Here is a 25,142-nt window from a genome sequence, read left to right on the forward strand (position 1 = left end):
AGCGCTGTGAACTTAGCGCAGACGATGGGCCAAGCGGTAGAGCAATGGCAAAACCAGCAGCGTCAGCACGGTTGAAGACAGGATTCCGCCAATTACCACCGTGGCCAGAGGCCGCTGAACCTCCGCCCCCGTACCAATTGCAGTGGCCATTGGGATAAAGCCCAGAGACGCCACCAAGGCAGTCATCAGCACTGGCCGTAGGCGAGTCAATGCGCCTTCGCGAATGGCCTCGTCCAATCCCATGCCGTTCTCACGCAAACTGCGAATAAAGGAAATCATCACCAGGCCGTTGAGTACCGCGACACCCGACAACGCAATGAAACCCACCCCCGCAGAGATCGAGAGCGGAATATCACGCAGCCACAAGGCCATGATCCCGCCGGTCAGCGCGAAGGGCACGCCGGTGAATACCAGCAGGCCATCTTTGACATTGCCGAACATCATGAAGAGCAGCGTGAACACCAGCAGCAACGAGACCGGTACGACAATCTGCAGGCGCTTGGCTGCCGACTGAAGCTGCTCGAAGGTGCCGCCCCAGGTCGTCCAGTAGCCTGTAGGAACTCTCACCGCCAGGGCGATCTTGCTCTCGGCCTCGGCGACAAAAGAGCCAATATCGCGGCCGCGAACGTTGGCGGTGACCACCACGCGACGCTTGCCACTTTCACGGCTGATCTGGTTCGGCCCCGGTGCGGACACCACGCTCGCCACATCAGCCAGGCGCACAAACCCTGGGCCATCCAGCCCATCGCCATTGGCCAGACGAATAGGTAGCTGCTGGATCTTGTCGACATCATTGCGCCACTCGTCCGCCAGGCGAACTTGGATATCGAAACGCCGGTCACCTTCAAACAGTGCACCCGCCTCGCGCCCGCCGATGGCGGTGGAAATGGCGTCCTGAATCTCCGAGACATTCAAACCGAATCGTGCGGCTTTCTCACGGTCGATTTGTACGCTGAGCATCGGCAGACCGGTGGTCTGTTCGACCTTCACATCAGCTGCTCCTGGAATACCCTCCAGCACCTCAGCGATTTGCTCGGCGGTCTCGTTCATCACATCCATGTCATCGCCAAACACTTTCACTGCGACGTCACTGCGTACGCCGGAGATCAGCTCGTTGAAGCGCATCTGAATGGGCTGAGTGAACTCATAGTTGTTGCCGGAAACCTGTTCAACCGCCTCCTGCATCGCCGCAACCAAATCGGCTTTGCTGCGATCAGGATCGGGCCACTGGTCGCGCGGCTTTAGCATGACAAAGTTGTCCGCCACGTTCGGCGGCATTGGATCGGTTGCGACTTCAGCAGTTCCAAGCTTGGCGAACACCGTATCAACCTCGGCAAAGGATTTGATTCGTTGTTCGAGTTGCACCTGCATTTCAATTGCTTGCGAAAGGCTAGTGCCAGGAATACGCAGGGCATGCAAAGCGATATCGCCCTCATCCAGGCTCGGCACGAACTCACTGCCCATCCGCGAAGCAGCTAAACCAGAAAGCACCATGATGACTGTCGCAATGGTCAGCACTAACGGCTTGCTGACCATGACCCAATCTAGCAACGGCGCGTAGCCTTGCTTGACCCAGGCCATTAGCCGATTTTCTTTTTCACTGACGTTGCCATTGAGGAACAGTGCAACAGCTGCCGGGACGAATGTCACCGAGAGGATCATGGCTCCGAACAGGGCTGTCACCACGGTGAACGCCATTGGGTGGAACATCTTGCCTTCCACGCCGGTGAGCGCAAATATCGGCAGGTACACCACCATAATGATCAGTTGGCCGAACAGCAGTGGACGACGCGCCTCCTTCGACGCCGCGAACACCTCATGGAAGCGCTCATTACGGGTCAACGTTCGGCCTGCTGCGGCCTGGGCGTGACCCAAACGACGCACGCAGTTCTCTACGATCACCACGGCACCATCGATGATGATGCCGAAATCGAGTGCGCCAAGGCTCATCAGGTTCGCGCTGACCTTGTTGCTGACCATGCCCGTAAAGGTGAACAGCATCGACAGCGGAATCACCATTGCGGTGATGAGGGCCGCCCGAATGTTACCCAGGAACAGGAACAGGATAGCGATAACCAGCAGAGCGCCTTCGATCAGATTCTTCTTCACCGTATTGATGGCCTTATCGACCAATACAGTGCGGTCATAGACCGTCTTCGCTATGACTCCTTTCGGCAGGTTGCGATTGATCTCCTTTATGCGCTGGTCGACAGCCTGCGATACATAGCGGCTGTTCTCACCAATCAACATAAAGGCAGTGCCGAGCACCACCTCCTGGCCGTTCTCAGTAGCGGCACCGGTGCGCAGCTCCTTACCCAGGCCAACCTCGGCCACATCACCGATGCGCACAGGAACACCATCGGTGTTCTTGATGATGATGTTGGCGATGTCAGCGATATTGCCGACTTGTCCCGGAGCGCGGATCAGGTACTGCTCGCCGCTGCGTTCGATGTAGCCCGCACCAACGTTGGCATTATTGCTCTCCAACGCAACCACAATGTCCTGCAGGCTGAGGCCATGTGCGACCAGGCGCTCCGGCTTGGGTGAAACCTGGAACTCCTTGGCATAACCGCCAATGGTGTTGATCTCGGTAACACCTTTGACGGTTCGCAGTTGCGGCTTGACGATCCAGTCCTGAATCTCACGCAGATCCATCAGTGTATAGGTGCTGCCATCCGGCTTCTTCGCACCGTCTTGCGCCTCGATGGTCCACATGTAGATCTCGCCCAGACCAGAAGCGATTGGCCCCATGCTCGGCGACAGATCACTGGGTAGATTTCCACGCGCTTCCTGTATCCGCTCATTCACCAACTGACGAGCGAAGTAGATGTCTGTGCCGTCTTCGAAAATGACGGTGACCTGCGACAACCCGTAACGTGAGATTGAACGCGTTTCCTGTAAGTTGGGCAGCCCAGCCATTACCGATTCAATCGGAAAGGTCACGCGTTGCTCGGTTTCCAGTGGCGAGTAGCCCTTTGCCTCGGTATTGATCTGCACCTGCACGTTGGTGATGTCGGGAACCGCATCAATCGGCAACTTCTGGTAGCTGTAAACACCCAACGCTGCCATGCCGAGCACAGCCAGCAAGACTAGCCAGCGCTGGTCGATGGCGAAGCGAATTAATCGTTCGTACATGTCAATTTCCCCTAAAGCGCAGCATCACCGCGCTCTCCAGTACGGATGCGCAATGCGTCGGTCAAAGGGGCCACGGCGACGATTCCATCACCGGGTACACCTGTGTGGGCGGCCTTCTCGATGGCATGGACGATCTCATCGGCAACTTCTTCTGAACAGAACGCCAGCAGCACGAGATGCTGATGGGCGTCGGGGTTCCACTCGTCGGCGATGTAGCTGTGATCCTTGCCGTGGCCACGTGGATGACCATGGGCGGGCAGGATGGTAAATCCAGGCAGGTGTGGCAGTGCATGCAAAGCTTGCTCGACGGCCTCAAGCCGGATCGGGCGAAAAATAGCTGTAACTTGTTTCATAGCTCGACTCCGAATTAGTGGTCATGGCTCGCGCCGGCTTTGCCAAGCTCAGCTTTGATCAGGAAGCTGTTCTTCAGCGCGTATCGATCGCCCGCCTTCAGACCCGAGATAACCTCGACGAAGCGGCCGTCGGATTTGCCCAGCTCAAGAGGCCGAGCTTCTAGCTGGTTATCGAAGCGGCCGAACACTACCTGCCAATCGCGAACGGTCTGGATCGCTTCGACCGCTACTGCAACGGGAACGTTGTTCTCCTCGGCAATCACCTCGACCGTCACTGGCAAACCAGGCCGCCATAGCCGATCTGGGTTAGCTAGCACGATGCGAGCAGTCGCTGAGCGGGTTTGCGCCCCAACCAGAGCGCTGACATAGGAAATGGAGCCCTTAGCCGTGGCGGCGAATGCGCTGGAGCTCACGACAACGTTTTGCCCTTCGGCGATTACGCCCAAGTCTTTCGCCGCGACGGTTGAGTCCACCCATACGGTCGACAAATCCGAGACGGTAAAGACTGCGGAATCCTCTTTGAGTACTTCACCAACAGAGATGCTTTTGCTGGTTATCACGCCATCGATAGGGGCACGAATCTCGAATTCGGTGAGATTCTGGCCTTTGGCCGGTGCACCGCCCAGCGAAGCGATTTGTTGCTGGACGCGCTGCACTGCGATAGCAGCTTCCTGCATGGCAACTTGCGCCTGCAGGAAGTCCTGCTCGGCGGAAATCTTCTCTTCCCACAATTGCTTTTCACGTGCATAGGTCGTGCGGGCAAGCGCAGAGCGTTGCTGGGCGGCCAGTAGCTCGCCACGCAGTTCGGCCAGCGCCTGGCTGGAGATTTTGGCCAATACCTGACCCTTGCTGACCGTATCGCCAGCACTAACCGCCACCGAGTCGACGCGCCCGGCAAGTTGCGGGGTCACCTGAACCGTGCGGTCACCGTTGTAACGAACCTCGCCGAGCACTTGCAGCGTGGAGGCGATTTTCGCGGGACCAGCAGTGGCGAGCGTGACGCCACCCTGCTCAAGCTGCGCATCCGTCATGGTCACGCGGCCCTCAACCTGCTCGTAACCGAACGAATAGCTCTTGCCACTGTGCGTGGCGCTGATGGAAACCTGGAATGAATGCGGCTCTACAACCGCGGCATCGCCACGTAGGTAGTTATTCTCTTTGCTGAAATTGATGATTTGCGCAGGTTGGCCAAGACGCAACAAGGTCACTTGCACCGTGCTTTCAGCAGGATTTAGAAGCTTGCCGTCCAGGTAGGTATAGAGCCTGAACTGAGGCTCTACGCCCTCCTCAAAAATCGTCACTTCAAGCGCATAATCACCCTCGGTGAAAAGCTTGCCGCCATGCTCGCCCTTGGTGGGTTCTACAGTTTCATGGTGCTCTTTATCTGCATGCTCATCGGCCTCTTCATGCTCGTCGGCCGAAGCCTCCCCGTGGTGCTCGGGATCTGCGTGAGCCGATACATCCTCATGACTCTCATCATGGCCATGGCCTTCCTCCCCGGACTTACCAGGGCTACCACTTAGAATCAGGCCCGCCACGGCTAAACCGATGACGACAACAGCCACAATCATCAGCCACTGCTTTCTGGGAGTTGTTGATGCCATTGGTAACTCCAAATTATCAAAAGTATTGAATTTGATTCATGCCCAGGCGGCGACTAAACGCGCTCAATAAACATGCAGCCGCCAGGAAAGCAGGCGAGGCTTCATGTCGCATGACGCGACCGTCTAAGGCGTTATGTAGGTGCGCAGAGATGCTTATTTTTTGAATTCGATGTTGAGTTGGGAGCCGTAAATCTTCTCCAAGCTCACCCAGGCCGAGATAGCTTCATCCAGGGTATTCAGGTACTGGGAGCGCATGCTTACGAGGGTGCGCTGAGCATCGAGTACATCGATAAAGGCAAACTTGCCCATCTCGAATCCACGTACTGCGCCCTCTACTGCTTGCTGCGCGGTCGGCAGCAGTGTGCCGCTGATCGAGTCGACTTCACTTCTAGCGCTTTCCCACTGCTCAAATGCCTGCTGGGCTTCCGCGCGCAGGCGGAGTTCTGCGGCATTGCGCAAATCCCGCGCTTGGTCAGCTCCTTGAGCAGCGGCCAGCACATTGCCTTGGTTACGGTTGAACAACGGAATAGGCATCGACAAGCCGAGCAAATTGACGCGCTCGCCAAGCCCTTCGTCGTATTGGCTGCCAACACTGACGGTGAGGTCTGGAATGCGCTGCGACTTTTCGAGTTCCAAGGAAGACTCGGCACGCTGGATTTGCATGCTGGCCAGCCGCAGGTCCGCTGTATCTGTTATGCGTGCAAGCATCTCAGCCTGCGATGGCAGATACGGCAGGCGCTCAAGATCACCCTCGACATGTTCGAAGTTCGGCGTCTTGGCACCCGTTATGAGCGCCAGTTGCTTGTAGGCATTGCTTCGATTGAGGCGTGCGCGATTCAGCTCCAGTTGAATTTCCGAAAGCTGCACCTGAGCACGCGAAATTTCGATTGGCGAAGCCTTGCCGGCCTTTACGCGCGCTTCGACCACCTGAAGTCCGCGAAGGGCAAGGTCTAACGACTGAGTGGAAAGCTGCAGTCCTTCCTGGGCACGCAGTGCCGAGTAAAAGGCCTGGATAACCTCAGCGCGCAAGGTGTTTTTCTTACGCTCTAGGTCAATCGCCACAGCGTCCTGATCACGTTCAGAAACATCGATGCGCGCGCCACGCTTGCCGCCCAACTCAATTGGCTGAGATACCTGAATGCTGGTAACGCGCGACTCACTGCGCGTGTCCTCAACGCTCCAGGACAGCTCAGGATTTGGGATCAGCCCAGCCTGGGTACGAGCGCCTTTGGCAATGCCAGTATTCCATTGTGCTGCAGCGAACTCCTGGTTCTCGGTGAGCGCTTGCGCCAGCGCCTCCTCAATCGTTATTGATTGCCCGACTGATTCAGTAGCAATTGTTGTCACTGGAGCAATCAACAATGCGGCCAGTAGGCCTGAAAATACACAGAGCTTACCTATGCCTACACCATAACCGGCGACTGTTTCTACATACACTTAAAAGCCCTCCGCAGAACTAACTCTGCTGGAATAAATGAAGGCCTTGCTATTTATTTAGCCTGAGAAATCTAGCAGGTTATTACTTAGGAAAATAAGTAGAAAGCCAATTCCCGGCAGAATGTAGTGCTCTATGCCTATCAGCAAGGTGACTGGAAAATTACAAATACGTTATCCAGCACTTTTTCAGGTGTGGCTGTATTAATATTGGCAGCGTTCAAGAGAGCAGGCGATTTAGCGTCCAGCAACAAATAGAAACAAACACAGATAAATAAGGGTTGCCCCGTTCCTAGCGCCACGGGGCAGCCCTGCCAGTCCAAAGTTGGGTGTTTTGGATGAGTTCGAGACGTGCGACACGTTGTCGCTAACCCCATGAGCCTTGTCAAAACGGGCATTACGGCTTGACCCTAAAGCCGCTACAGGCTTTAGCCTTGGTGAAAGCTGAAACGCCTCAGGTCATGTCAGTGATCACCGATTAAAGAATTAAAACCACTCTGCAGCCACAACAAAAGAAAATCTAAGGAAACTCTGAAAAAGACTTCCTGATTTTGGCAAAATAGCCGGACACCACCCGCCGAGTTTTCCGATGAAGCAGATCTCCTTCGCCGATGCTGAGTACGCTGGTAAGCGTAAGCAAACCCGTCGTGAACGCTTTTTGATCGAGATGGATCAGGTGGTGCCGTGGAAAGGCTTGATTGCGTTAATTGAACCGCATTACCCGAAGGGTGAAGGTGGACGGCCGTCATACCCGTTGATGGCGATCTTGCGAGTGCACCTGATGCAGAACTGGTTCGGCTACAGCGATCCGGCGATGGAAGAGTCGCTCTACGAGACCACGATTTTGCGCCACTTTGCCGGGCTGAGCCTGGAGCGCATCCCGGATGAAACCACCATCCTCAACTTCCGCCGCCTATTGGAGAAACACGACCTGGCCGCCGGGATTCTGGGCGTCATTAATGATTACCTCGGCGACCGCGGCTTATTGCTGCGCCACGGCACCATCGTCGATGCCACGATCATTCATGCGCCCAGTTCGACCAAGAATAAGGAAGGCAAGCGCGACCCTGAGATGCACCAGACCAAGAAAGGCAACCAATTTTATTTCGGCATGAAAGCGCACATTGGTGTGGATGCCGACTCGGGCCTGGTGCACAGCGTGGTGGGTACCGCCGCCAATGTGGCCGACGTGACGCAAGTCGACCAATTACTGCATGGTAAGGAAACTCACACGGCCGGCGATGCCGGCTACACCGGTGTCCACAAGCGGCCCGAGCATAAAGGCCGGAAAATGATTTGGTCGATTTCCGCCCGACCCAGCTCATACAAAAAACACGGTAAGAAATGCCCGATCGGCCAAGCGATACGCAAGATTGAATACGCCAAGTCGCAGGTGCGTGCGAAGGTCGAGCATCCGTTCCGTGTGATCAAGCGCCAGTTCGGCTACACCAAGGTGCGCTTTCGCGGCTTGGTGAAAAACACAGCCCAGCAGGTCACGTTGTTTGCGCTGTCGAACCTGTGGATGGTGCGAAAACAGTTGATGACCGCAGGAGAGGTGCGCCCGTAATGCAGGGAATGAACCCTGCGAAACGCGCCACAAGGGCAAAACCATGCATTTGAAGGTGGCAAATGGCTTAGTTTTCGATTGAGACGCTGTTTTTTCGAGTTATTGAGGAAATCAGTCCGGGAAATGGCACTACTTCAGACCTTCCCTAAAAAATACTGGCCGCACATTTTAAGGTGAATATTTATGCGAATCCTTATTGTCGAGGACGAGCCCAAGACTGCTGAGTACTTACACCAAGGCTTAAGCGAAAGTGGCTATGTAGTTGATAAGGCTGCCACGGGAGTTGACGGCCTCCATCTTGTTAGGCAACACGCTTACGATTTGGTAGTGCTTGATGTAAACCTTCCAGAAATTGATGGCTGGGGTGTGCTTGAGCATATACGCAGCAACAGCAGTACTCGCGTAATAATGCTGACCGCGCGCGGCCGCTTAGTGGATAAAATTAAAGGCCTGGATTTGGGCGCGGATGATTATTTAGTCAAACCGTTTGAGTTCCCTGAATTACTTGCGCGAATTCGTACGTTGCTACGGCGAAGCGAACAAATTCCGGTACCGGAAGTGCTGCGGGTAGCCGACCTTGAACTTGATCCGGCTAGGCACCGCGCGTTCCGTGGCGAGCAGCGTATCGATCTGACCACCAAAGAGTTTGCGTTGCTGCACCTACTGATGCGCCGCTCTGGGGAAGTGCTATCGCGCACCCAGATCATTTCGCTGGTCTGGGATATGAATTTTGACTGCGATACCAACGTCGTCGAAGTCTCCATCCGCAGGCTGCGCGCCAAAATTGATGACCCGTTCGATAACAAACTGATCCACACCCTTAGGGGTGTTGGGTACGTGCTTGAGGAGCGAGCATGAGGCCGGCCAGTCTATCCATGCGCCTTGGCCTGTCGGTCAGCGTGATGGGGGCGGCACTGGTTGTTCTGCTAGCGGCACTCGCCTACTTCGCACTGACTCATGAGTTGGACTCTTTGGCCAAGAAGAGTCTTGACGGCAAACTGGAGCAGATTCAGCACAGTCTCGCTGAAGACATGAGCGCCCATGCAATTTCCCAGCAGCCTCACGCACTGTTGGATCTGGTCATGGGACATGACAACCTGCACCTGACGATCTACGGGAAAAAGTCAGGCACAAAATTACTCCTGAATCTGGGTGAGAAATCCAGGGAGCCCATTCTTGCCAACATACCGGCAGGCGATACCCCTAGTTACCAAAGCTGGTCGGATACTGAGGGAAACAACTTCCTGACCGCATCCAAAGTGATGCTGCTCAACGATGGCGACCACGTCAGAGTCCTGCTCTCAATTGATCGATCTGCCGACGAAGCGCTGCTCAGCGCCTACCTCAAATCAACACTGATCGCACTCCCTCTTCTGCTCGCGCTGATTGGCATGGGCGCATGGTGGATCGTGCAGCGAGGCCTCTCTCCTCTCCGGCAATTTCGTCAAGTTGCCTCGCTGATCTCCACGCAGGACCTGACCCATCGGATTTCCGTCGACAAACTTCCACAAGAGCTCAGCGCGCTGGCCCACGGCATCAACTTCATGCTGCATCGACTTGATGGCGGCGTTCAGCAGCTATCGCAATTCTCTGATGACCTAGCCCATGAGTTGCGTTCGCCCATCACCAACCTGATGGGCAAAGCCCAGGTAACCCTCTCCAGAGAGCGTCCGCCAGAGGAATACAAAGCCGTACTGGAGTGCTGTACAGAAGAGCTTGAGCGCGTTACCCGGATTGTTTCCGACATGCTGTTTCTCGCTCAAGTCAGCCACCCAGCGTCCCTGGTGCCCTTCGAGAAGATTGCCCTGGAAGACGAGGCAAGACGCGTTGTGGATCTGTTCAGCATCTCCGCGGAAGAGAAGCAGATCAGTCTGAGCATTGCCGGAGCAGGCCGAACCTTCGGTGATCGGCTGATGGTGCAGCGCGCCATTTCAAACCTTTTGTCCAATGCGATTCGGCATAGCCCTATCGGCGCAAACATCTCGCTGCTGATCGAGAAGCACAGCGAAACCGTATCGTTCTCGGTCGGAAACCCTGGTATTGGCATCCCCGCACAGCACATCCCCCATTTGTTTGAGCGCTTCTACCGCGTCGATACCAGCCGTTCTCGTGCCGAAGGGGGTACAGGGCTGGGCCTGGCAATTGTTCGCTCGATCATGAGCCTGCACCAGGGCACGGTCGAGGTCAGCAGCCTGCCAGGCAGCTTTACCGTATTCCGCTTGATCTTCCCCAAAGTCCGTAATGGTTCCTCGACCTAGTTATTGCGCGCGAACTGGCCTAGCCCCCAGCTGAGCATTGGCGCAGAGGAACCTGCCCCCCTATTCGGAGAGCACGGCATGCAGCGACGACTCCCCGATATGCCAACCCCCTGATCATGGAGAAACAACAATGAAGAAGACCCTCTTGGCAGTCGCGGTGAGTACTGGGGTACTCAGTCTCAGCCAGCCTGCGGCCGCTGACTTCTTGGCGGACAGCAAAGCTGGTCTGGAAGCGCGTAACTTCTAATTTAATCGTGACTTCCGCCAAGATTCAGCCAGCCAATCAAAGCAGGAGGAATGGGCCCAAGGCTTCCTGATGCGCTACGAATCCGGTTTCACCGAAGGAACCATAGGCGTCGGCATTGACGCTATCGGCATGCTGGGTCTCAAGCTGGACTCCAGTGCCGAACGCTCAGGCACGGGCCTGCTCAAGCGCGATAAAGAAGCACCTCGTGCCGCGCAGGATGAATATGGTGAGATGGGCTTAACCGCGAAGCTGCGCGCCTCAAACAGCGTGCTGAAACTGGGCACGCTGCAACCTAGACTGCCAACCGTCCAAGCAAACGATTCGCGCCTGCTGCCACAGACCTTTCAAGGCGGGCACCTGAATTCGCTGGAGATTGACGGGCTTACCTTCGATGCAGGCCAGCTCAAGCAAGTAAGTCAGCGCGACTCATCCGATAGCGAAGACCTCAGCATTGCCAGCGGCGCAGCCCGCGCTATCAGCGGCGGCGGAACCCAGACGAGCGATGAATTCAACTTCGCCGGGGCGACCTACAAATGGAACAGCAACCTGGCTACCGGCTACAACTACGGCAATCTGGATGACTTCTATAAGCAGCATATTTTCACGGTCCTGCACACCTTGCCGTTGGGTGATAAACAGTCGCTGAAAACTGATCTGCGCTACGCCCGCTCTACCGACGAAGGTAACAGCAACGTCGACAACAAGGCATTCGGAGCAATGTTTACCTACGCCTTTGGTGGCCACGCCCTCGGCGTTGGCTACCAGAGCATGAGCGGAGACACCGGTTACGCCTACATCAACGGCACCGATCCGTTCCTGGTCAACTATGTACAGATCGGCGACTTCGCTAACAAAGACGAAACCTCATGGCAGGCCCGCTATGACTTCAACTTTGCCAGCGTTGGCATCCCTGGCTTGACGTTCATGACCCGTTACCTGACTGGTGACAATATTGATCTAGGCGCAGGCAAAGCCGATGGTAAGGAGTGGGAGCGCAACACTGACATCGCCTATGTCTTCCAGGACGGCGTACTGAAAAACCTGGGCGTGAAATGGCGCAACGCCACACTACGTTCAACCAACTTCGGCAACGACGTTGATGAGAACCGCCTGATCGTCAGCTACACACTTCCACTGTTGTAATCACGTTCATTGAGGAGACGCAGGACGCGCTTGGATCAAGGAAGATCCAACATCGCGAGCCTCACCCACACTGTGCTGCACTGCAGAGCTTGATATGCAAGTGTTAGTTAACTGAAAGAAAAACGCTTGACCTTGCCGCCGTGGAAAGGTTGAAGATATGTCCAAGCCCAAGCAGAACCCGCCCGCCCGATGCTGGCTGGCACTACCAGTGCTCTAAATCGCCACAGTGACCAGACAATCCAGTTTATTGATCAAGTGTTCCATGGCACGTTTTATCGCTGTGTTGAGCAAAAGAGCTCTGCTAATGTTTATTCAGACACGCTAACGGCAACCGCTATGTATCGGTTTTTCTCGGTCCTGGTTTTGGTACTCAGCCTGATGCTGCCAGCTTTTGGCAGCATGCCGGCAGCTGAACCTTGCCCGATGCAAAGTGCCATGGCCGATATGGATCATGCCGGCAGTGAGGCTCCTTGCTGTGAGGACATGAGCGACACATCCAGCTCAGGCAGCAAATCGCCCTGCAAAGCCGGCCAGGAATGCAAAACCAGTGGTCTGCTGCAAACTGTGGTGATCAAACTCTTCGCTCCATTGCATGCTTCCCCGCAAACAGCGCTGATACAGCCGCTACTTCAACGAGAGCCCGCCGGTCTTTGGCGTCCACCCCGCGTCTCCTGATGCTCTGATCTGAAATGCGCTCCGCTAAGAGAGCGTTCTGTTGTCGCCTGCATTTAGGCGGCATCGATCAACGTCATTGGAGACGAAAGCATGCCTGCTTTCCTTTTCGCACGCCGTGGCTGTTCGGGCGTGCTGGCTGCTGTGCTGTGGGTGAGTTCATTTCTCACCGCGCAGGCGGAGCCACTTACGTTCGCCCGTGCTCAAGCCCTTGTCGAACGTACGGCCCCAGAGAATCTTGCCAGGCAGGCCCAAGTCGAGTCGGCACAACAGGCTGTGCTTCCGTCGGATGCTCTACCTGATCCCAAGTTGATCCTGGGCGTGGATAACCTGCCGATTGAAGGCCCGGATCGCTACTCGCTTAATCGCGACTTTATGACCATGCGCCGCATTGGCCTGATGCAGGAAGTGCCCAACAGCGATAAGCGCCAGGCTCGCCGGCAACTGGCTGAGGCCACTGTTACCCGTGCCGAAGCAGAGCAACGCGCGATGGTCTTGGAGACCAAGCGGCAGACGGCGCTGAGCTGGCTCGATGTCTATTACGCAGAGCGTCGCGTTGAGCTTTTCTCTGAGTTGGATGAACAGATCACCCTGCTGCGCTCAGCTATACAGGCATTGATCGCTGGCAACTCCGCGCGATCCAGCGAGCTTCTTCAGGCCGATCAGGAAGCACTAACGCTTGAGGACCGGCGTGATGAGCTGGATCGTGATGTTGCGATTGCACGCGCCACGTTACGCCGCTGGGTAGGCGATGATGCGAGTCAGCCACTGGCCGGGACTCCACCTGCGCTTAGCTTGGAAGTACCGCACCTGCAGCATCGCCTGGGGGAACATCCAGATCTGCGGGCTGCGGCCGCCCGTGTGGGCGAAGCTAATGCTGAGCTGGCCGAGGCAGTTTCCGAGAAGAAACCCGACTGGGGTGTGGAGTTCGCCTACAACAACCGTGATAACCAGTTCGGCGACATGGTGATGTTGCAGTTCACCTTTGACCTGCCCATGTTCGTCGGCACCCGTCAGGGACCCAAGATCAACGCCAAGCAACACAGCGTGGCCCAGGTGGAGGCCGAACAGGAGGTGCTGCTGCGCGCTCACCAAGCCGAACTGGAAAGCGGCCTCGCCGAGTTGGCGCAGCTGCGCAAGATGTTGATCCGTACCGAACAACACCTTATCCCCTTGTCGAGCAAGCGCGTGGATCTGGAGCTTGCTGCCTACAAAGCGGGCAACAGTCAATTGGCGGCTGTGATCAATGCCCGTCGTGACCTGATCGAGGCGCAATTGCGGAAAATCGAACAACAGCGCCAGCTCAGCCAGCTCTCCGCAAGTCTGTATTACGCCTATGTGGAGGGCCTGAAATGAAAGCGCTCACTCTGAAGTATTGCCTATTGGGCCTAGCCATCGCGGCGGGTGGAACCGCTGGCGGTTTCTGGCTGGGCCAGCAAAGCTCATCCCATGAGCAGATGCCAGCAGCAAAATCAGAAGATCGCCAGGTGCTCTACTGGTACGACCCGATGGTGCCGACTCAGCGTTTCGAGCAGCCAGGCAAGTCTCCCTTTATGGACATGGAGCTGGTGCCGAAGTATGCCGGCACTGAGCAGGATACGAGCGCTATCAGCGTGCCTGCACAAGCAATCCAGAACCTAGGCATGCGCACGTCGACGGTCGTACGGGCAGTACTACCATCCGGTATCGATGCGGTAGGTTCACTGGCCTACAACCAGCGCGAAGTCGCTACTTTGCAGGCGCGCTCTGCCGGCTTTGTCGAGCGGGTCTATGGCCGTGCCCCCGGAGATGTACTGCCTGCAGGAACGCCGTTGGCTGACCTGCTGATCCCCGAGTGGTCGGCTGCCCAGCTTGAGTTCATCGCGGTATTGCAGAGCGGTGATGCTCGGCTGGTCGACGCCGCGCGTGAACGCATGCGGCTGCTGGGTATGCCAAAAGGGTTGATCGATCATGTGCAACGTACCCTTAAACCGAAGGCATTGCAGACATTGGTCACCCCAATTGGCGGTGAGTTGCTGTCCCTAGAGTTACGCGCTGGCATGGCGGTTTCGGCAGGCCAAGACCTGGCACGCCTCAACGGGCTGTCGAGCATCTGGCTCGACGCGGCCATCCCTGAGTCCCAGGCCGCAGCGGTTCAGCTTGGCGCGCAGATCAGGGCAAGCCTGACGGCTTTTCCAGGCCAAACCCTGAAAGGCCGGGTGATTGCACTATTGCCCAGTGCCGACGTGCAGACACGAACGCTGACGGTGCGCAGTGAACTGCCCAATCCAGAAGGCAAGTTACGCCCCGGTATGTTTGCATCGGTGCGGCTGAATAGCGCAGGCGAGCAGCCGGTGCTGCTTATTCCCAGCGAGGCAGTGATTCGCACCGGTAAACGCGCCCTGGTCATGCTGGCTGAAGGCGAAGGACGCTACCGTCCTCATGAGATCCAGGTCGGGCGGGAGGCCGATGGCCGCTTCGAAGTGCTTGCGGGCCTCTCTGAGGGACAGGCGGTGGTGACCTCGGGGCAGTTCCTGATCGACTCCGAAGCCAGCCTGCAGGGCGTGATGGCGCAGGTCGATGACGCGCTGCCTGAGCCACCCCCGCTGCATGAGGCGCAGGGGGTGATCCGCGAACTTGACGGGCAAACGGTCACGCTTGCGCACGGCCCCTTCAACAGCCTGGGCATGCCCGGCATGACCATGGCCTTTGAACTGGCCAAGCCCGAGGTCGCGACCGGACTGAAGATCGGCGACTCCGTACGCATTGCTGTGCGACAGAGCGATACCGGATTGGTCGTTGAGCAGCTCATTAAACAAGGAGCCAGCCAATGATCGCGCGCCTGATTCATTGGTCGATTGGCAACCGCATGCTGGTCTTGTTGGCGACCCTGTTTATCACTGCCTGGGGCATCTGGTCTTTACGTAGCACACCGCTGGATGCCTTACCGGATCTTTCTGACACTCAGGTGATCATCCGCACCAGCTTCCCAGGTCAGGCCCCCCAGATCATCGAGAACCAGGTCACCTACCCGTTGGCTAGCACCATGCTTTCTGTGCCTGGCGCGAAGACCGTGCGTGGTTACTCGTTCTTCGGCGACTCGTTTGTCTACGTGTTATTCGAGGACGGTACAGATCTCTACTGGGCACGTTCCCGCGTACTGGAGTACCTCAACCAGGCGCAGGATCGACTGCCTGATGGGGTCACCACCACCCTTGGTCCAGACGCCACTGGCGTGGGCTGGATCTACCAATATGCCCTCCTGGATCGCAGCGGCAAACATGATCTCGCGCAGTTGCGCTCAATCCAGGACTGGTTTCTTAAGTACGAGCTGAAAAGCCTACCTAACGTGGCGGAGGTCGCCACGTTAGGCGGCATGGTCAAGCAGTATCAGGTCGTGCTCGATCCGCAGAAGATGGTTGCCTACGGTGTGACGCAGCGGGAGATTGAGGAGGCGTTACAGGGGGCGAACCAGGAAGCCGGGGGTGCCGTCCTTGAGTTAGCCGAGCGTGAATACATGGTGCGTGCCTCAGGCTATCTGGAAAGCCTGGAGGACTTCCGCAATGTGCCGTTGCGCACCTCACAGACCGGCATACCAATTTTGCTTGGCCAGGTAGCCAGCATTCAACTCGGCCCGGAGATGCGCCGTGGCATAGCCGAGCTAGATGGTGAAGGCGAAGTGGTCGGTGGTGTGGTGATCATGCGCTCGGACAAAAACGCTCGCGAAGTGATCAGCGCAGTCAAAGAGAAGCTGGACAGCTTGCGCGCAAGCCTACCTGCGGGCGTCGAGTTGGTGACGACCTATGACCGCTCCCAGTTAATTGACCGGGCCATAGATAACCTCAGCTTCAAGCTGCTGGAAGAGTTTGTCGTCGTCGCCCTGGTCTGTCTGATCTTTCTCTGGCACCTGCGCTCCTCGCTGGTGGCGATCATTACCCTGCCGCTCGGCATCCTTATGGCGTTTATCGTCATGCGTCATCAAGGCATCAATGCCAACATCATGTCCCTAGGCGGTATCGCCATCGCCATTGGTGCCATGGTCGATGCGGCCGTGGTGATGATTGAGAACGCCCACAAGCACATCGAAACGTGGCAAGAGCAGCATCCGAACGAGCGCCTACAAGGCGATACGCATTGGCAGGTGATCGGCAAGGCGGCTGCTGAGGTTGGCCCTGCGCTGTTCTTCAGTTTGCTGATCATTACCCTGTCGTTTCTCCCGGTGTTTACCCTCGAAGCCCAGGAGGGCCGGCTGTTTGGTCCGCTGGCATTTACCAAAACCTATGCCATGGCTGCTGCTGCCGGGCTGTCAGTCACTCTGGTACCGGTGCTAATGGGCTACTGGATACGCGGACATATACCCAATGAGCAGAAAAACCCCCTGAACCGTTGGCTGATCGCGGCCTATCGGCCTGTACTTGAAGCGGTGCTGGCATGGCCGAAGACCACTTTGGCATTGGCATTACTGGTCTTCGTCTCCAGTCTCTGGCCGCTAAGTCGGCTTGGCGGTGAGTTTCTGCCAGCGATGGACGAAGGCGACCTGCTCTACATGCCCTCGGCATTGCCCGGCCTTCCAGCAAGTAAAGCAACTGAGCTGCTGCAACAGACTAACCGCATGATTCTCAGTGTGCCGGAAGTGGCGCAGGTGTTCGGCAAAGCAGGCCGAGCAGAGACCGCCACTGACCCCGCGCCACTGGAGATGTTCGAGACTACGGTGCAGTTCAAACCACGCGATCAGTGGCGCGATGGCATGACAGCGGAGAAGCTGATCGATGAGCTTGATCAAGCGGTAAAAGTCCCCGGGCTTTCGAACATCTGGGTACCACCGATCCGCAACCGCATCGACATGCTCGCCACCGGTATAAAGAGTCCTATCGGGGTGAAGGTTGCCGGCACTTCGTTGGTCGATATTGAGCGCATCACCCGTGAGATCGAAGGGGTGGCCAAACAGGTGCCGGGGGTGAGTTCGGCGCTGGCTGAACGACTGACTGGCGGGCGTTACGTGGATATAAAAATCAATCGCCTGGCCGCAGCGCGTTATGGCCTCAACGTCGATGAAATCCAGGCGGTGGTGTCAGGTGCTATTGGTGGCAGCAACATCGGTGAAACCGTAGAAGGGTTGGCGCGCTATCCGATCAATCTGCGTTATCCCCGCGAGTGGAGAGACAGCCCCGAGGCGTTGCAACGGCTGCCCATCCTTACGGCGGCAGGCCAGCAGATCACGCTCGGTTCTGTGGCCGACATAAGCCTGAGCGAAGGACCACCGATGCTGCGCAGCGAAAACGGACGTCTTTCCGGCTGGGTCTATGTCGATGTCCGTGACCGTGACCTAGCGTCGACCGTACGTGAGCTCCAGCAGCGGGTGTCGGAGTCTGTGCAGCCAGATGCGGGCATGACCATTTCCTACTCGGGGCAGTTCGAGTTTTTGGAACGCGCCAATGCACGCCTAACCTGGGTGGTTCCGGCGACACTGCTGATTATCTTCGTGCTGCTCTATCTGACCTTCAATCGTTTGGCCGAGGCCTTGCTGATCATGGCCACCTTACCGTTCGCCCTGACAGGCGGTGTCTGGCTGCTCTACTGGCTGGGTTTCAACCTATCGGTGGCCACTGGTGTTGGCTTTATTGCGCTGGCTGGGGTGTCGGCAGAGTTCGGGGTGATCATGCTGATCTATCTGCAGAACGCCTGGCATTCCCGAGTTGAAGCGGGGCGCACAGATAATCCTGCTTTGCTTGAGTCAATTCGAGAGGGGGCGGTACTGCGCGTGCGGCCGAAGGTGATGACGGTCGCGGTGATCATTGCCGGTCTATTGCCGATCCTCTGGGGCGAGGGAGCAGGGTCCGAAGTCATGAAGCGAATCGCCGCTCCGATGGTAGGTGGGATGATTACCGCACCATTGTTGTCGATGCTGGTGTTGCCGGCAGCGTATTGGTTGATGCGGCGTAAAGGGGGAGAAGCATGATGTAGCAGGTCTGGGGATGACACAGGGTAACTGGAGAGGAAGTCTGAGTTGCCCCTGTCATTTAATATTTTTGAGCTACTAAAAAGCCCCCTAATACTGCAATTACGAAGATGTAATTTTCGCTTCACTTTGATGACAGGTGCATACGTTTATATTTTCACTACAACCTAAGTAGAGGAATTAAACGTGAACATTCTTAAATCTGTCTTGGCGGTATCTATTCTTTCTGCATCGTCCTTGGTTATGGCCGAAGGCGGCGGTGACCGTGTCTATGGTCGAATGATTCAGGATAATGAAAGAGCGATGCAGGAATACGCTGCTGCTCGTGGCAAGACTCCGCCAGAGGTGACTCACTATCGCTACGGCATGAAGCTGGACATCGCGAAGGTTGTACATACGAGCCCTACAGGCTCTGGTTGCGAGGTAATGCCGGCTCAGATGACCTATGAGGACTCCAGCGGCGATTTGCAGACTGTTGAATATCGGGCAATGGGTACAGCCTGCCGGAATCAAAACTGAGCTACATAGGAGCTTACAGGTCACTGACTTAAAAGTAATTTTCAAGTCACCCTGACGTTATTTGGCGTGTGGAAGTATGGCGTGAGCGCGCACGGGCGATACCTGGCGCGCTACGGCAACTACTACAAGAAATCTCACCGAGATAAAACTGCCAAATAATTCAGGAGCGTCACATGAATAACCCCTTTTTTTGCTTATCGCTGATAGCTCTGAGTATCGGCACCGGACAGGCTGCAATTGCCGCCGAAGAAAAGGCCGAAGGCTTCGTCGAGGGCAGCAGCCTCACTATTCTGAATCGCAACCTCTACTTCAATCGTGACTTTCGTAAGGGGCAGTCGAGCGGCACAGGTAATGGTTACTCGGAAGAGTGGGCCCATGGAATCATCGGGCAGTTTGAGTCTGGATTCACCGAGGGTACCGTTGGCTTTGGTATCGACGCGTTTGCGATGCTGGGCCTGAAACTCGACTCTGGTGATGGGCGATCCGGCGCAGGTGGCTCCGTTGATGTGATGCCTTACAACAGTGCAGGGCAACCCGAGGATGACTACTCCAAGGTGGGAGGTGCGGTTAAAGCCAGGTTCATGGATACAGTCATCAAAGCTGGCGATGTTTTTCCTGTTAGCCCCGTCGTTCAATACGGCGACTCGCGACTCCTGCCCGAAAGCTTCCGCGGTATCACCGTGGCCAACAACAGTATTGACGGCCTGGCCCTGCAAGGTGGCCGCCTGCATTCAATGAGCGAGCCCAACTCAAGCAGCATGCGCGATGGCTTCGCAACGTTCTATGCCGGCTCCGTCGACGCTCCCTGGATTGCCTATTTTGGCGGCGATTACTCGGTCAACGACAACGTCGGCATCAGCCTCTATACCAGCCGTCTCAAAGATGCGTGGAACCAGTACTACGCTGGTACCACGTTGAGCTATCCGCTCTCCGACGATGTTGCCTTGATCGGTGGACTTAATTACTACAAAGCTGTCGATGAGGGAAAACAACATCTGGGCAGCTTCGATAACAACATCTGGAGCGGTAAGGCTGGAGTGCAATTTGGTGCCCATACCGTCATGGTTGGCATTCAGCGCAATAACGGCGATGACGATTTCGATTACCTGCGTCAGTCCGACTCGATCTACCTGGATAACTCCATCCAGTACAGCGACTTCAACTCGCCCAAGGAAAAGTCCTGGCAGGTGCGCTATGACTTGGACATGGAGCCTTTTGGTGTACCCGGCCTGAGCTTCATGACCCGCTACGCGCAGGGCTGGGATGCTGACTACACCAACGCCAACGAGGTTTACATGCGGCGCGACGATGATGGTAATCCGCTGACCGATCAGAAGCGATGGGAGCGCGACATCGAAGCCAAGTACGTCGTGCAAGCCGGCTCAATGAAAGACATGTCCTTCCGTATTCGCCAAGCGACTACCCGTGCAACCGATTTCGAATCGGATCTGGATGAGGTTCGTCTCATCGTCGAATATCCGCTCGAAGTGCTTTAAAGCGTCATCGGCAAGTGCCCTGCGGCCCTCGCCTCGCTTCACTGCTGTCCCCTGTATTGCTCCTTTGGTTTGGAGACAGCCTTCGGCACCCTCGGGTGCCTTTTTTCATACGGATCTATGCGGCTAGTTGTGTTGCTAGTCGTAAAGGGCTGTATTGAGGGGAACAGAGGGCGCAGGAGTGAGAAATCGTTATTCCGAGCACTCACCTTTAAATGAAAAGTCTGAGTGCTCGGTTCTAGCTGGGAATATTACTGCGCGGGGTAGTCGGCAATAACTTGGTCAGTACCCGCCTTGGTCAACCCGATAACCTGATAGGAATGCTGCGTACCACCAACTTCCATACCAGGTGAGCCTGCCGGCATGCCGGGAACGGCGATACCAGCCAGATCATCACGTTTGGATAGTTCGATGATTTGCGCTGCTGGTACGTGACCTTCGACGAATTTGCCGTCGATCACGGCGGTGTGGCAGGACGCCAGTCGTGGTGCAACACCGAGTCGTTGCTTCACCGAGGTCATATCGCGCTCGACATGGTCGATGACGTTGAAGCCGTTCGCTTCCAAGTGCGAGATCCACTTCTTGCAGCATCCGCAATTTGCATCACGGTGTACGTCGATTGTCAGGGCATCAGCTGAATGAACTGCCGAGGTCATAAACAAGACGGCCAGCACCGTCACTCGCGCTCCGTTACGTTTAGCTGTCATGAAGGTGCTCTTTGCCATCGGCATGGGTGTGAGTGTTGGGAGTAGCGGCCGGGATCTGCTCCTTTTGAGCTGGCTCTGTTTCGTGATGACCAGCGCCACCTTCGGCTGTTGGGCCATCCGTCGCATGATGGTCTGCGCCGCTGCCTGATGGCGTCATATCTGCTGCGTGATGATCTGCACTGCTCGACGAATCACCGTGATGATCGGCACCTGCGTTCGCCTTTGAACTATCCGAAGCATGATGATCTGTCGCAGCCTCAGGCTCGGCGTGATGATCCGCCTTGGCGCTTCCATGTTGACCTTCGTGGTTATGCATCTGGGTCTCACCGCCGCCATGATCGTGACCGCCGCTCGATGCAACTAGGGCTTGATACTGCCCGGCATCCATTTTCGGCAGTTGATCGAGGAACGCGACCATGCCCCAGATGTACTGATCACCCATGCTCTTACCCCAGGCCGGCATGCCTGTGGCCTTGATACCGTGCTTGATCACCCAAAATGCAGCGGCTGGATTGCCATCGATGCCAACCTTGGTCAGGTTCGGCGGAGCGGGATACAGCGATTGGCTAAGTTCTGTTTCAGCAACACCCGGTGCCAAATGACAGCCGATGCACATAGAGTTGTAGTTGCCAGCCCCGGCTTTGATAAGCGCGTCATCATTGAGGTTGGGCACTTCTATATCTTTGGACCGCACTTCGATAGAGCGGTCTCTGGCCATTGTCAGGAAAGCATGTACTGCCGGGAAGTGAGGGTCATCGGCACCCACGTTGACCAAGCCCAAGTAGGCACCACCAACTAATGCAGCGCTTCCGACGACACCTGCTGCCACTAAGGTTTTAATTGTTCTTTTCATGTCAGGCTCTCAAAACCACATCCGAATACCGGCAACGAAGCGTGCCTCCTCAACATCATCACCCTCATCTCGCACCAAATCGGCCGTGTTGCCGAAGGAGCGACTCCAGGAAACGCCGATGTAGGGTGCGAACTGGCGAATGATCTCGTAACGCAGTCGCAGACCGACCTCGGCATTGGCCAGGCCGGAGCCGATGCCTCGCTCGGGATCGTTCTTGCCGTAGAAATTCACTTCAGCGGTCGGCTGAAGGATTAGGCGATTGGTCAGCAGGATGTCGTACTCGCCCTCTACGCGCGCAGCCGTCTGGCCGTTCTCGCCGACAAAGGCAGTGGCCTCCGCCTCGAAGGCATACAGCGCCATACCCTGGATGCCGAATGCGGCCCAAGTCTGTGGCGACTCTGGCTTGAAGTCTTGGCGAACGCCCGCGACTACATCCCACCAGGGACCAATCGAGCGGCCGTACAAGGCCTGCAATTCAGCATCCTCAGTGACGCCATTGGTGCGTTCACCTTCGGAGCGAAGCCAGAGACGATTGATGTCTCCGCCAATCCAGCCGGACGCATCCCAAGCCAAGGTGCTGCCTTCATCGGCATCTTGGTATTCGAGCTGGTCGAGCAGGAAAAAGCTGTTGATGGCGCTGTCGTGAACCTTGTGGCCTGGCAAAGGCGGGAACGCTGCTTCACGATCCGCATCTGTCAGCACTGGGATAGGCGTGCGACTGGTCGTTCTTGGGGCTTCAGCGGAGCCATGGTTCATCTTTGAATGATCCATACCTCCCATCTGCCCCTGCATAGCGCCGTGACCCATCTTGCTGTGGTCCATTGCCGGAGCCTTTTCTTGGCTCTGGCTATGGCCCATCTGGCTATGATCCATGCCCTCCATCGGCTCTTTGGCAGAACCGTGGTTCATCTTGCTATGGTCCATCGGCATGGAACCGTGGCCCATTGCCGAATGATCCATTTCTTCCGCAGCGAGGGTGAGCCCGCTGCCAAGCATGCTCAGCGACACTGCCAGTGCTGTTAGGGACGGACGTAAAAACCTAGTGGTCATGGTTCGAACCTGCTTCGGCTTCGGTGCCGCCATGCTTATCCATCATGCTTTCATGGTCCATGCCGCCATGGTTCATGTCCCCGTGATCCATCTGCTGACTAGCAGCCGTTTCCTTCGCTTGTGCGGCCTTCTTGTCAGGTACCGATTTGGGAGCCTGTGTCTCAGTAGCATGTTGTTCGTGCTCACTGTGATCTTTACCGGCCAACAACACCGGAGCATGCAGGGCAGCCAAAAGGCTCAACACGGTAGCGCTGCCAACCAGGGCCTTCCGCTTCATAAAAGTGCTCATCAAATATCTCCTTTACTCATCCACACGAACTTCACGGAACATGCCCATTTCCATGTGGAGTAGTAGGTGGCAGTGGTAAGCCCAGCGCCCCAATGCATCGGCAGTTACTCGATAACTGCGTTTGGAACCTGGCGGCATGTCGATGGTGTGTTTACGAACCATGAAGTTGCCGTTCGCATCCTCCAGATCACTCCACATGCCGTGAAGGTGGATGGGGTGAGTCATCATGGTGTCGTTGACCAGCGTGATGCGGACACGCTCGCCGTACTTAAGGCGCAAAGGCTCGGCATCCGAGAACTTGATGCCGTCGAAGGACCAGGAGAACTTCTCCATGTGCCCGGTGAGGTGCAGCTCAATAGTTCGGCTGGGTTCGCGGCCATCTGGGTCGGGGAAGATGCTTTTCAAGTCTGAATAGGTCAGCACGCGACGACCATTGTCGCGTAGGCCGATACCTGGATCGTCCAGCTTGTGGGTCGGAGTCATGGTTTGCATGTCGACCAGCGGGTTATTGGTTTCAGAGGCCGGATGCGATTGCATTGCTGCGCCCATACCCGCCATACCTGAATGGTCCATGCCGGCCATTTTGCTGTGGTCCATACCGGCCATATCACCTTGCATTCCGCCAGCGTCCATCCCGGCCATCTTGCTGTGATCCATGCCGCTCATGCCGCCTTGCATGCTGCTGTGGTCCATGCCCGCCATGCTGCCGTGATCCATACCCATGTCGCCCATGGCGATCAGGGGACGAGGATCGGTTTCGGGTACTGGCGCGCTCAAACCTTCACGTGTAGCCAAAGTGCCGCGGGCATAGCCGGTGCGATCCATGGACTGGGCGAAAATCGTGTAAGCCTCTTGGTCCGCGAGCTCGACAATCACGTCGTAGGTCTCGGCCACGGCGATGCGCAGCTCATCGACGCTGACTGGCTTGACGTGCAGGCCATCGGCCGCAACCACCGTCATCTTCAGGCCTGGAATTCGCACGTCGAAGTAGGTCATGGCCGAGCCGTTAATGAAGCGCAAACGGAGTTTTTCACCCGGTTTGAAGATACCTGTCCAGTTCCCATTAGGTGCCTGGCCATTCATCAGGTAGGTGTAGGTATAGGCACTGACGTCGGCAAGATCGGTGGGGCTCATCTTCATCTCGGCCCACATCTTGCGATCAGCAACTGCTGCCGACCAACCTTGCTCGCTCACGTCATTGATAAAGTCGCCTACGGTGCGCTTGTGCTGGTTGTAGTAGTCCGACTGCTTCTTGAGCTTGGCCAATAACCGGGTTGGGTCTTCATCCGTCCAATCAGTCAGCATCACCACGTAATCACGGTCATAGCTGAACGGCTCAGGCTCTTTGGCATCGATGACCAGGGCACCGTAAACGCCGATTTGCTCCTGCAATCCGGAGTGGCTGTGGTACCAGTAGGTACCATTTTGATTGACCTTGAATTTGTATTCGTACATGCCATCGGGCGCGATGCCGTGGAAGCTCAAGCCAGGCACACCGTCCATGTTCGCGGGCAAAATGATGCCGTGCCAGTGGATCGAGGTGTCTTCGGCTAAACGGTTTTTCACGCGCAGCGTGACGGTATCGCCTTCCCGCCAGCGCAAAATTGGCCCTGGAATGGACCCATTAATAGCCATCGCGGTCCGGGCTGCTCCGGTAATGTTCACTGGCGTTTCACCAATGAATAAGTCGAAGTCGGTGCCAGTCAATACGTTGGGCTGACCTGGGCTGGTCACCGCCCAAACGGGAGTGCGCCACAAGCCAAGGCCTCCGAGAATGCCGGTGGCGGCCAGGCCTTTAACGAAGGTTCGTCTTGAGGTTTTGCAGTGCATACCGTTATGTCCAATCAGTTGGAGGAACCAGGGTAAACAACCGTGAATTC

General features: G+C 56.4%; 18 protein-coding genes and 1 pseudogene. 10 read left to right on the forward strand and 9 right to left on the reverse strand.

Translation table 11 applies throughout. The features are described from left to right. Positions 1–12: 12 nt before the first annotated feature. The 4 genes from Q8K09_RS03860 to Q8K09_RS03875 form a co-directional block, all read right to left on the reverse strand. Positions 13–3,135 (reverse strand): efflux RND transporter permease subunit, encoded by a 3,123-nt coding sequence (locus tag Q8K09_RS03860; RefSeq protein ID WP_305253695.1) that lies wholly within the window; start codon positions 3,133–3,135, stop codon positions 13–15. 11 nt (positions 3,136–3,146) lie between these two features. Continuing rightward, positions 3,147–3,488, reverse strand: a complete 342-nt coding sequence (locus Q8K09_RS03865; RefSeq protein WP_045733421.1) for a P-II family nitrogen regulator — start codon at positions 3,486–3,488, stop codon at positions 3,147–3,149. A 14-nt stretch (positions 3,489–3,502) separates the two neighbouring features. Then, positions 3,503–5,092 (reverse strand): efflux RND transporter periplasmic adaptor subunit, encoded by a 1,590-nt coding sequence (locus Q8K09_RS03870; protein WP_045733422.1) that lies wholly within the window; start codon positions 5,090–5,092, stop codon positions 3,503–3,505. Between the two features lie 153 nt (positions 5,093–5,245). After that, positions 5,246–6,439, reverse strand: a complete 1,194-nt coding sequence (locus Q8K09_RS03875) for a TolC family protein (protein ID WP_296125372.1) — start codon at positions 6,437–6,439, stop codon at positions 5,246–5,248. 676 nt (positions 6,440–7,115) lie between these two features. Between Q8K09_RS03875 and Q8K09_RS03880 the strand changes: the two genes are divergently transcribed. The 10 genes and pseudogenes from Q8K09_RS03880 to Q8K09_RS03925 all read left to right on the forward strand — a co-directional run bounded on the left by Q8K09_RS03880 (position 7,116) and on the right by Q8K09_RS03925 (position 20,366). Continuing rightward, positions 7,116–8,093, forward strand: coding sequence for an IS5 family transposase (locus Q8K09_RS03880; protein ID WP_305253696.1), 978 nt, complete (start codon positions 7,116–7,118; stop codon positions 8,091–8,093). Between the two features lie 183 nt (positions 8,094–8,276). Then, positions 8,277–8,951 (forward strand): heavy metal response regulator transcription factor, encoded by a 675-nt coding sequence (locus Q8K09_RS03885; RefSeq protein WP_017675714.1) that lies wholly within the window; start codon positions 8,277–8,279, stop codon positions 8,949–8,951. After that, the gene (locus Q8K09_RS03890) at positions 8,948–10,351 is read left to right on the forward strand and encodes a heavy metal sensor histidine kinase (protein WP_017675715.1); all 1,404 of its coding nucleotides are present in this window, start codon (positions 8,948–8,950) and stop codon (positions 10,349–10,351) included. The genes Q8K09_RS03885 and Q8K09_RS03890 overlap by 4 nt, the downstream gene beginning before the upstream one ends. A 130-nt stretch (positions 10,352–10,481) precedes the next feature. Then, a pseudogene (locus Q8K09_RS03895) lies at positions 10,482–11,741 on the forward strand (OprD family porin). A 189-nt stretch (positions 11,742–11,930) separates the two neighbouring features. Continuing rightward, the gene (locus Q8K09_RS03900; protein ID WP_241693740.1) at positions 11,931–12,416 is read left to right on the forward strand and encodes a hypothetical protein; all 486 of its coding nucleotides are present in this window, start codon (positions 11,931–11,933) and stop codon (positions 12,414–12,416) included. Between the two features lie 90 nt (positions 12,417–12,506). After that, positions 12,507–13,769: a TolC family protein gene (locus tag Q8K09_RS03905; RefSeq protein ID WP_167143923.1), complete on the forward strand. Its 1,263-nt coding sequence runs from the start codon at positions 12,507–12,509 to the stop codon at positions 13,767–13,769. Next, positions 13,766–15,226 (forward strand): efflux RND transporter periplasmic adaptor subunit, encoded by a 1,461-nt coding sequence (locus Q8K09_RS03910; RefSeq protein WP_167143920.1) that lies wholly within the window; start codon positions 13,766–13,768, stop codon positions 15,224–15,226. The genes Q8K09_RS03905 and Q8K09_RS03910 overlap by 4 nt, the downstream gene beginning before the upstream one ends. Beyond that, positions 15,223–18,351 (forward strand): efflux RND transporter permease subunit, encoded by a 3,129-nt coding sequence (locus tag Q8K09_RS03915; protein ID WP_167143917.1) that lies wholly within the window; start codon positions 15,223–15,225, stop codon positions 18,349–18,351. The genes Q8K09_RS03910 and Q8K09_RS03915 overlap by 4 nt, the downstream gene beginning before the upstream one ends. A 186-nt stretch (positions 18,352–18,537) precedes the next feature. Continuing rightward, the gene (locus tag Q8K09_RS03920; protein ID WP_289238707.1) at positions 18,538–18,870 is read left to right on the forward strand and encodes a DUF2790 domain-containing protein; all 333 of its coding nucleotides are present in this window, start codon (positions 18,538–18,540) and stop codon (positions 18,868–18,870) included. 173 nt (positions 18,871–19,043) lie between these two features. After that, on the forward strand, positions 19,044–20,366 hold the full coding sequence (locus Q8K09_RS03925) for an OprD family porin (RefSeq protein WP_167143911.1): 1,323 nt from the start codon (positions 19,044–19,046) through the stop codon (positions 20,364–20,366). A gap of 248 nt (positions 20,367–20,614) precedes the next feature. On the opposite strand, the gene Q8K09_RS03930 is transcribed toward Q8K09_RS03925, so the two are convergent. Genes Q8K09_RS03930 through Q8K09_RS03950 form a run of 5 tightly spaced genes read right to left on the reverse strand, consistent with a single transcriptional unit; the run spans position 20,615 to position 25,092 of the window. Further along, positions 20,615–21,070, reverse strand: coding sequence for a DUF411 domain-containing protein (locus Q8K09_RS03930; RefSeq protein ID WP_305253697.1), 456 nt, complete (start codon positions 21,068–21,070; stop codon positions 20,615–20,617). Continuing rightward, positions 21,060–21,923 (reverse strand): cytochrome c, encoded by an 864-nt coding sequence (locus Q8K09_RS03935; RefSeq protein ID WP_305253698.1) that lies wholly within the window; start codon positions 21,921–21,923, stop codon positions 21,060–21,062. The genes Q8K09_RS03930 and Q8K09_RS03935 overlap by 11 nt, the downstream gene beginning before the upstream one ends. A gap of 9 nt (positions 21,924–21,932) precedes the next feature. Further along, positions 21,933–22,973: a copper resistance protein B gene (locus Q8K09_RS03940; RefSeq protein ID WP_305253712.1), complete on the reverse strand. Its 1,041-nt coding sequence runs from the start codon at positions 22,971–22,973 to the stop codon at positions 21,933–21,935. Next, on the reverse strand, positions 22,963–23,262 hold the full coding sequence (locus Q8K09_RS03945) for a hypothetical protein (protein ID WP_305253699.1): 300 nt from the start codon (positions 23,260–23,262) through the stop codon (positions 22,963–22,965). Before Q8K09_RS03945 ends, Q8K09_RS03940 begins: the two co-directional genes overlap by 11 nt. A 12-nt stretch (positions 23,263–23,274) precedes the next feature. Beyond that, positions 23,275–25,092 (reverse strand): copper resistance system multicopper oxidase, encoded by a 1,818-nt coding sequence (locus Q8K09_RS03950; RefSeq protein WP_170050641.1) that lies wholly within the window; start codon positions 25,090–25,092, stop codon positions 23,275–23,277. Positions 25,093–25,142 lie beyond the last annotated feature (50 nt).

This window comes from Pseudomonas sp., assembly GCF_030683065.1.
Lineage (GTDB): Bacteria > Pseudomonadota > Gammaproteobacteria > Pseudomonadales > Pseudomonadaceae > Aquipseudomonas.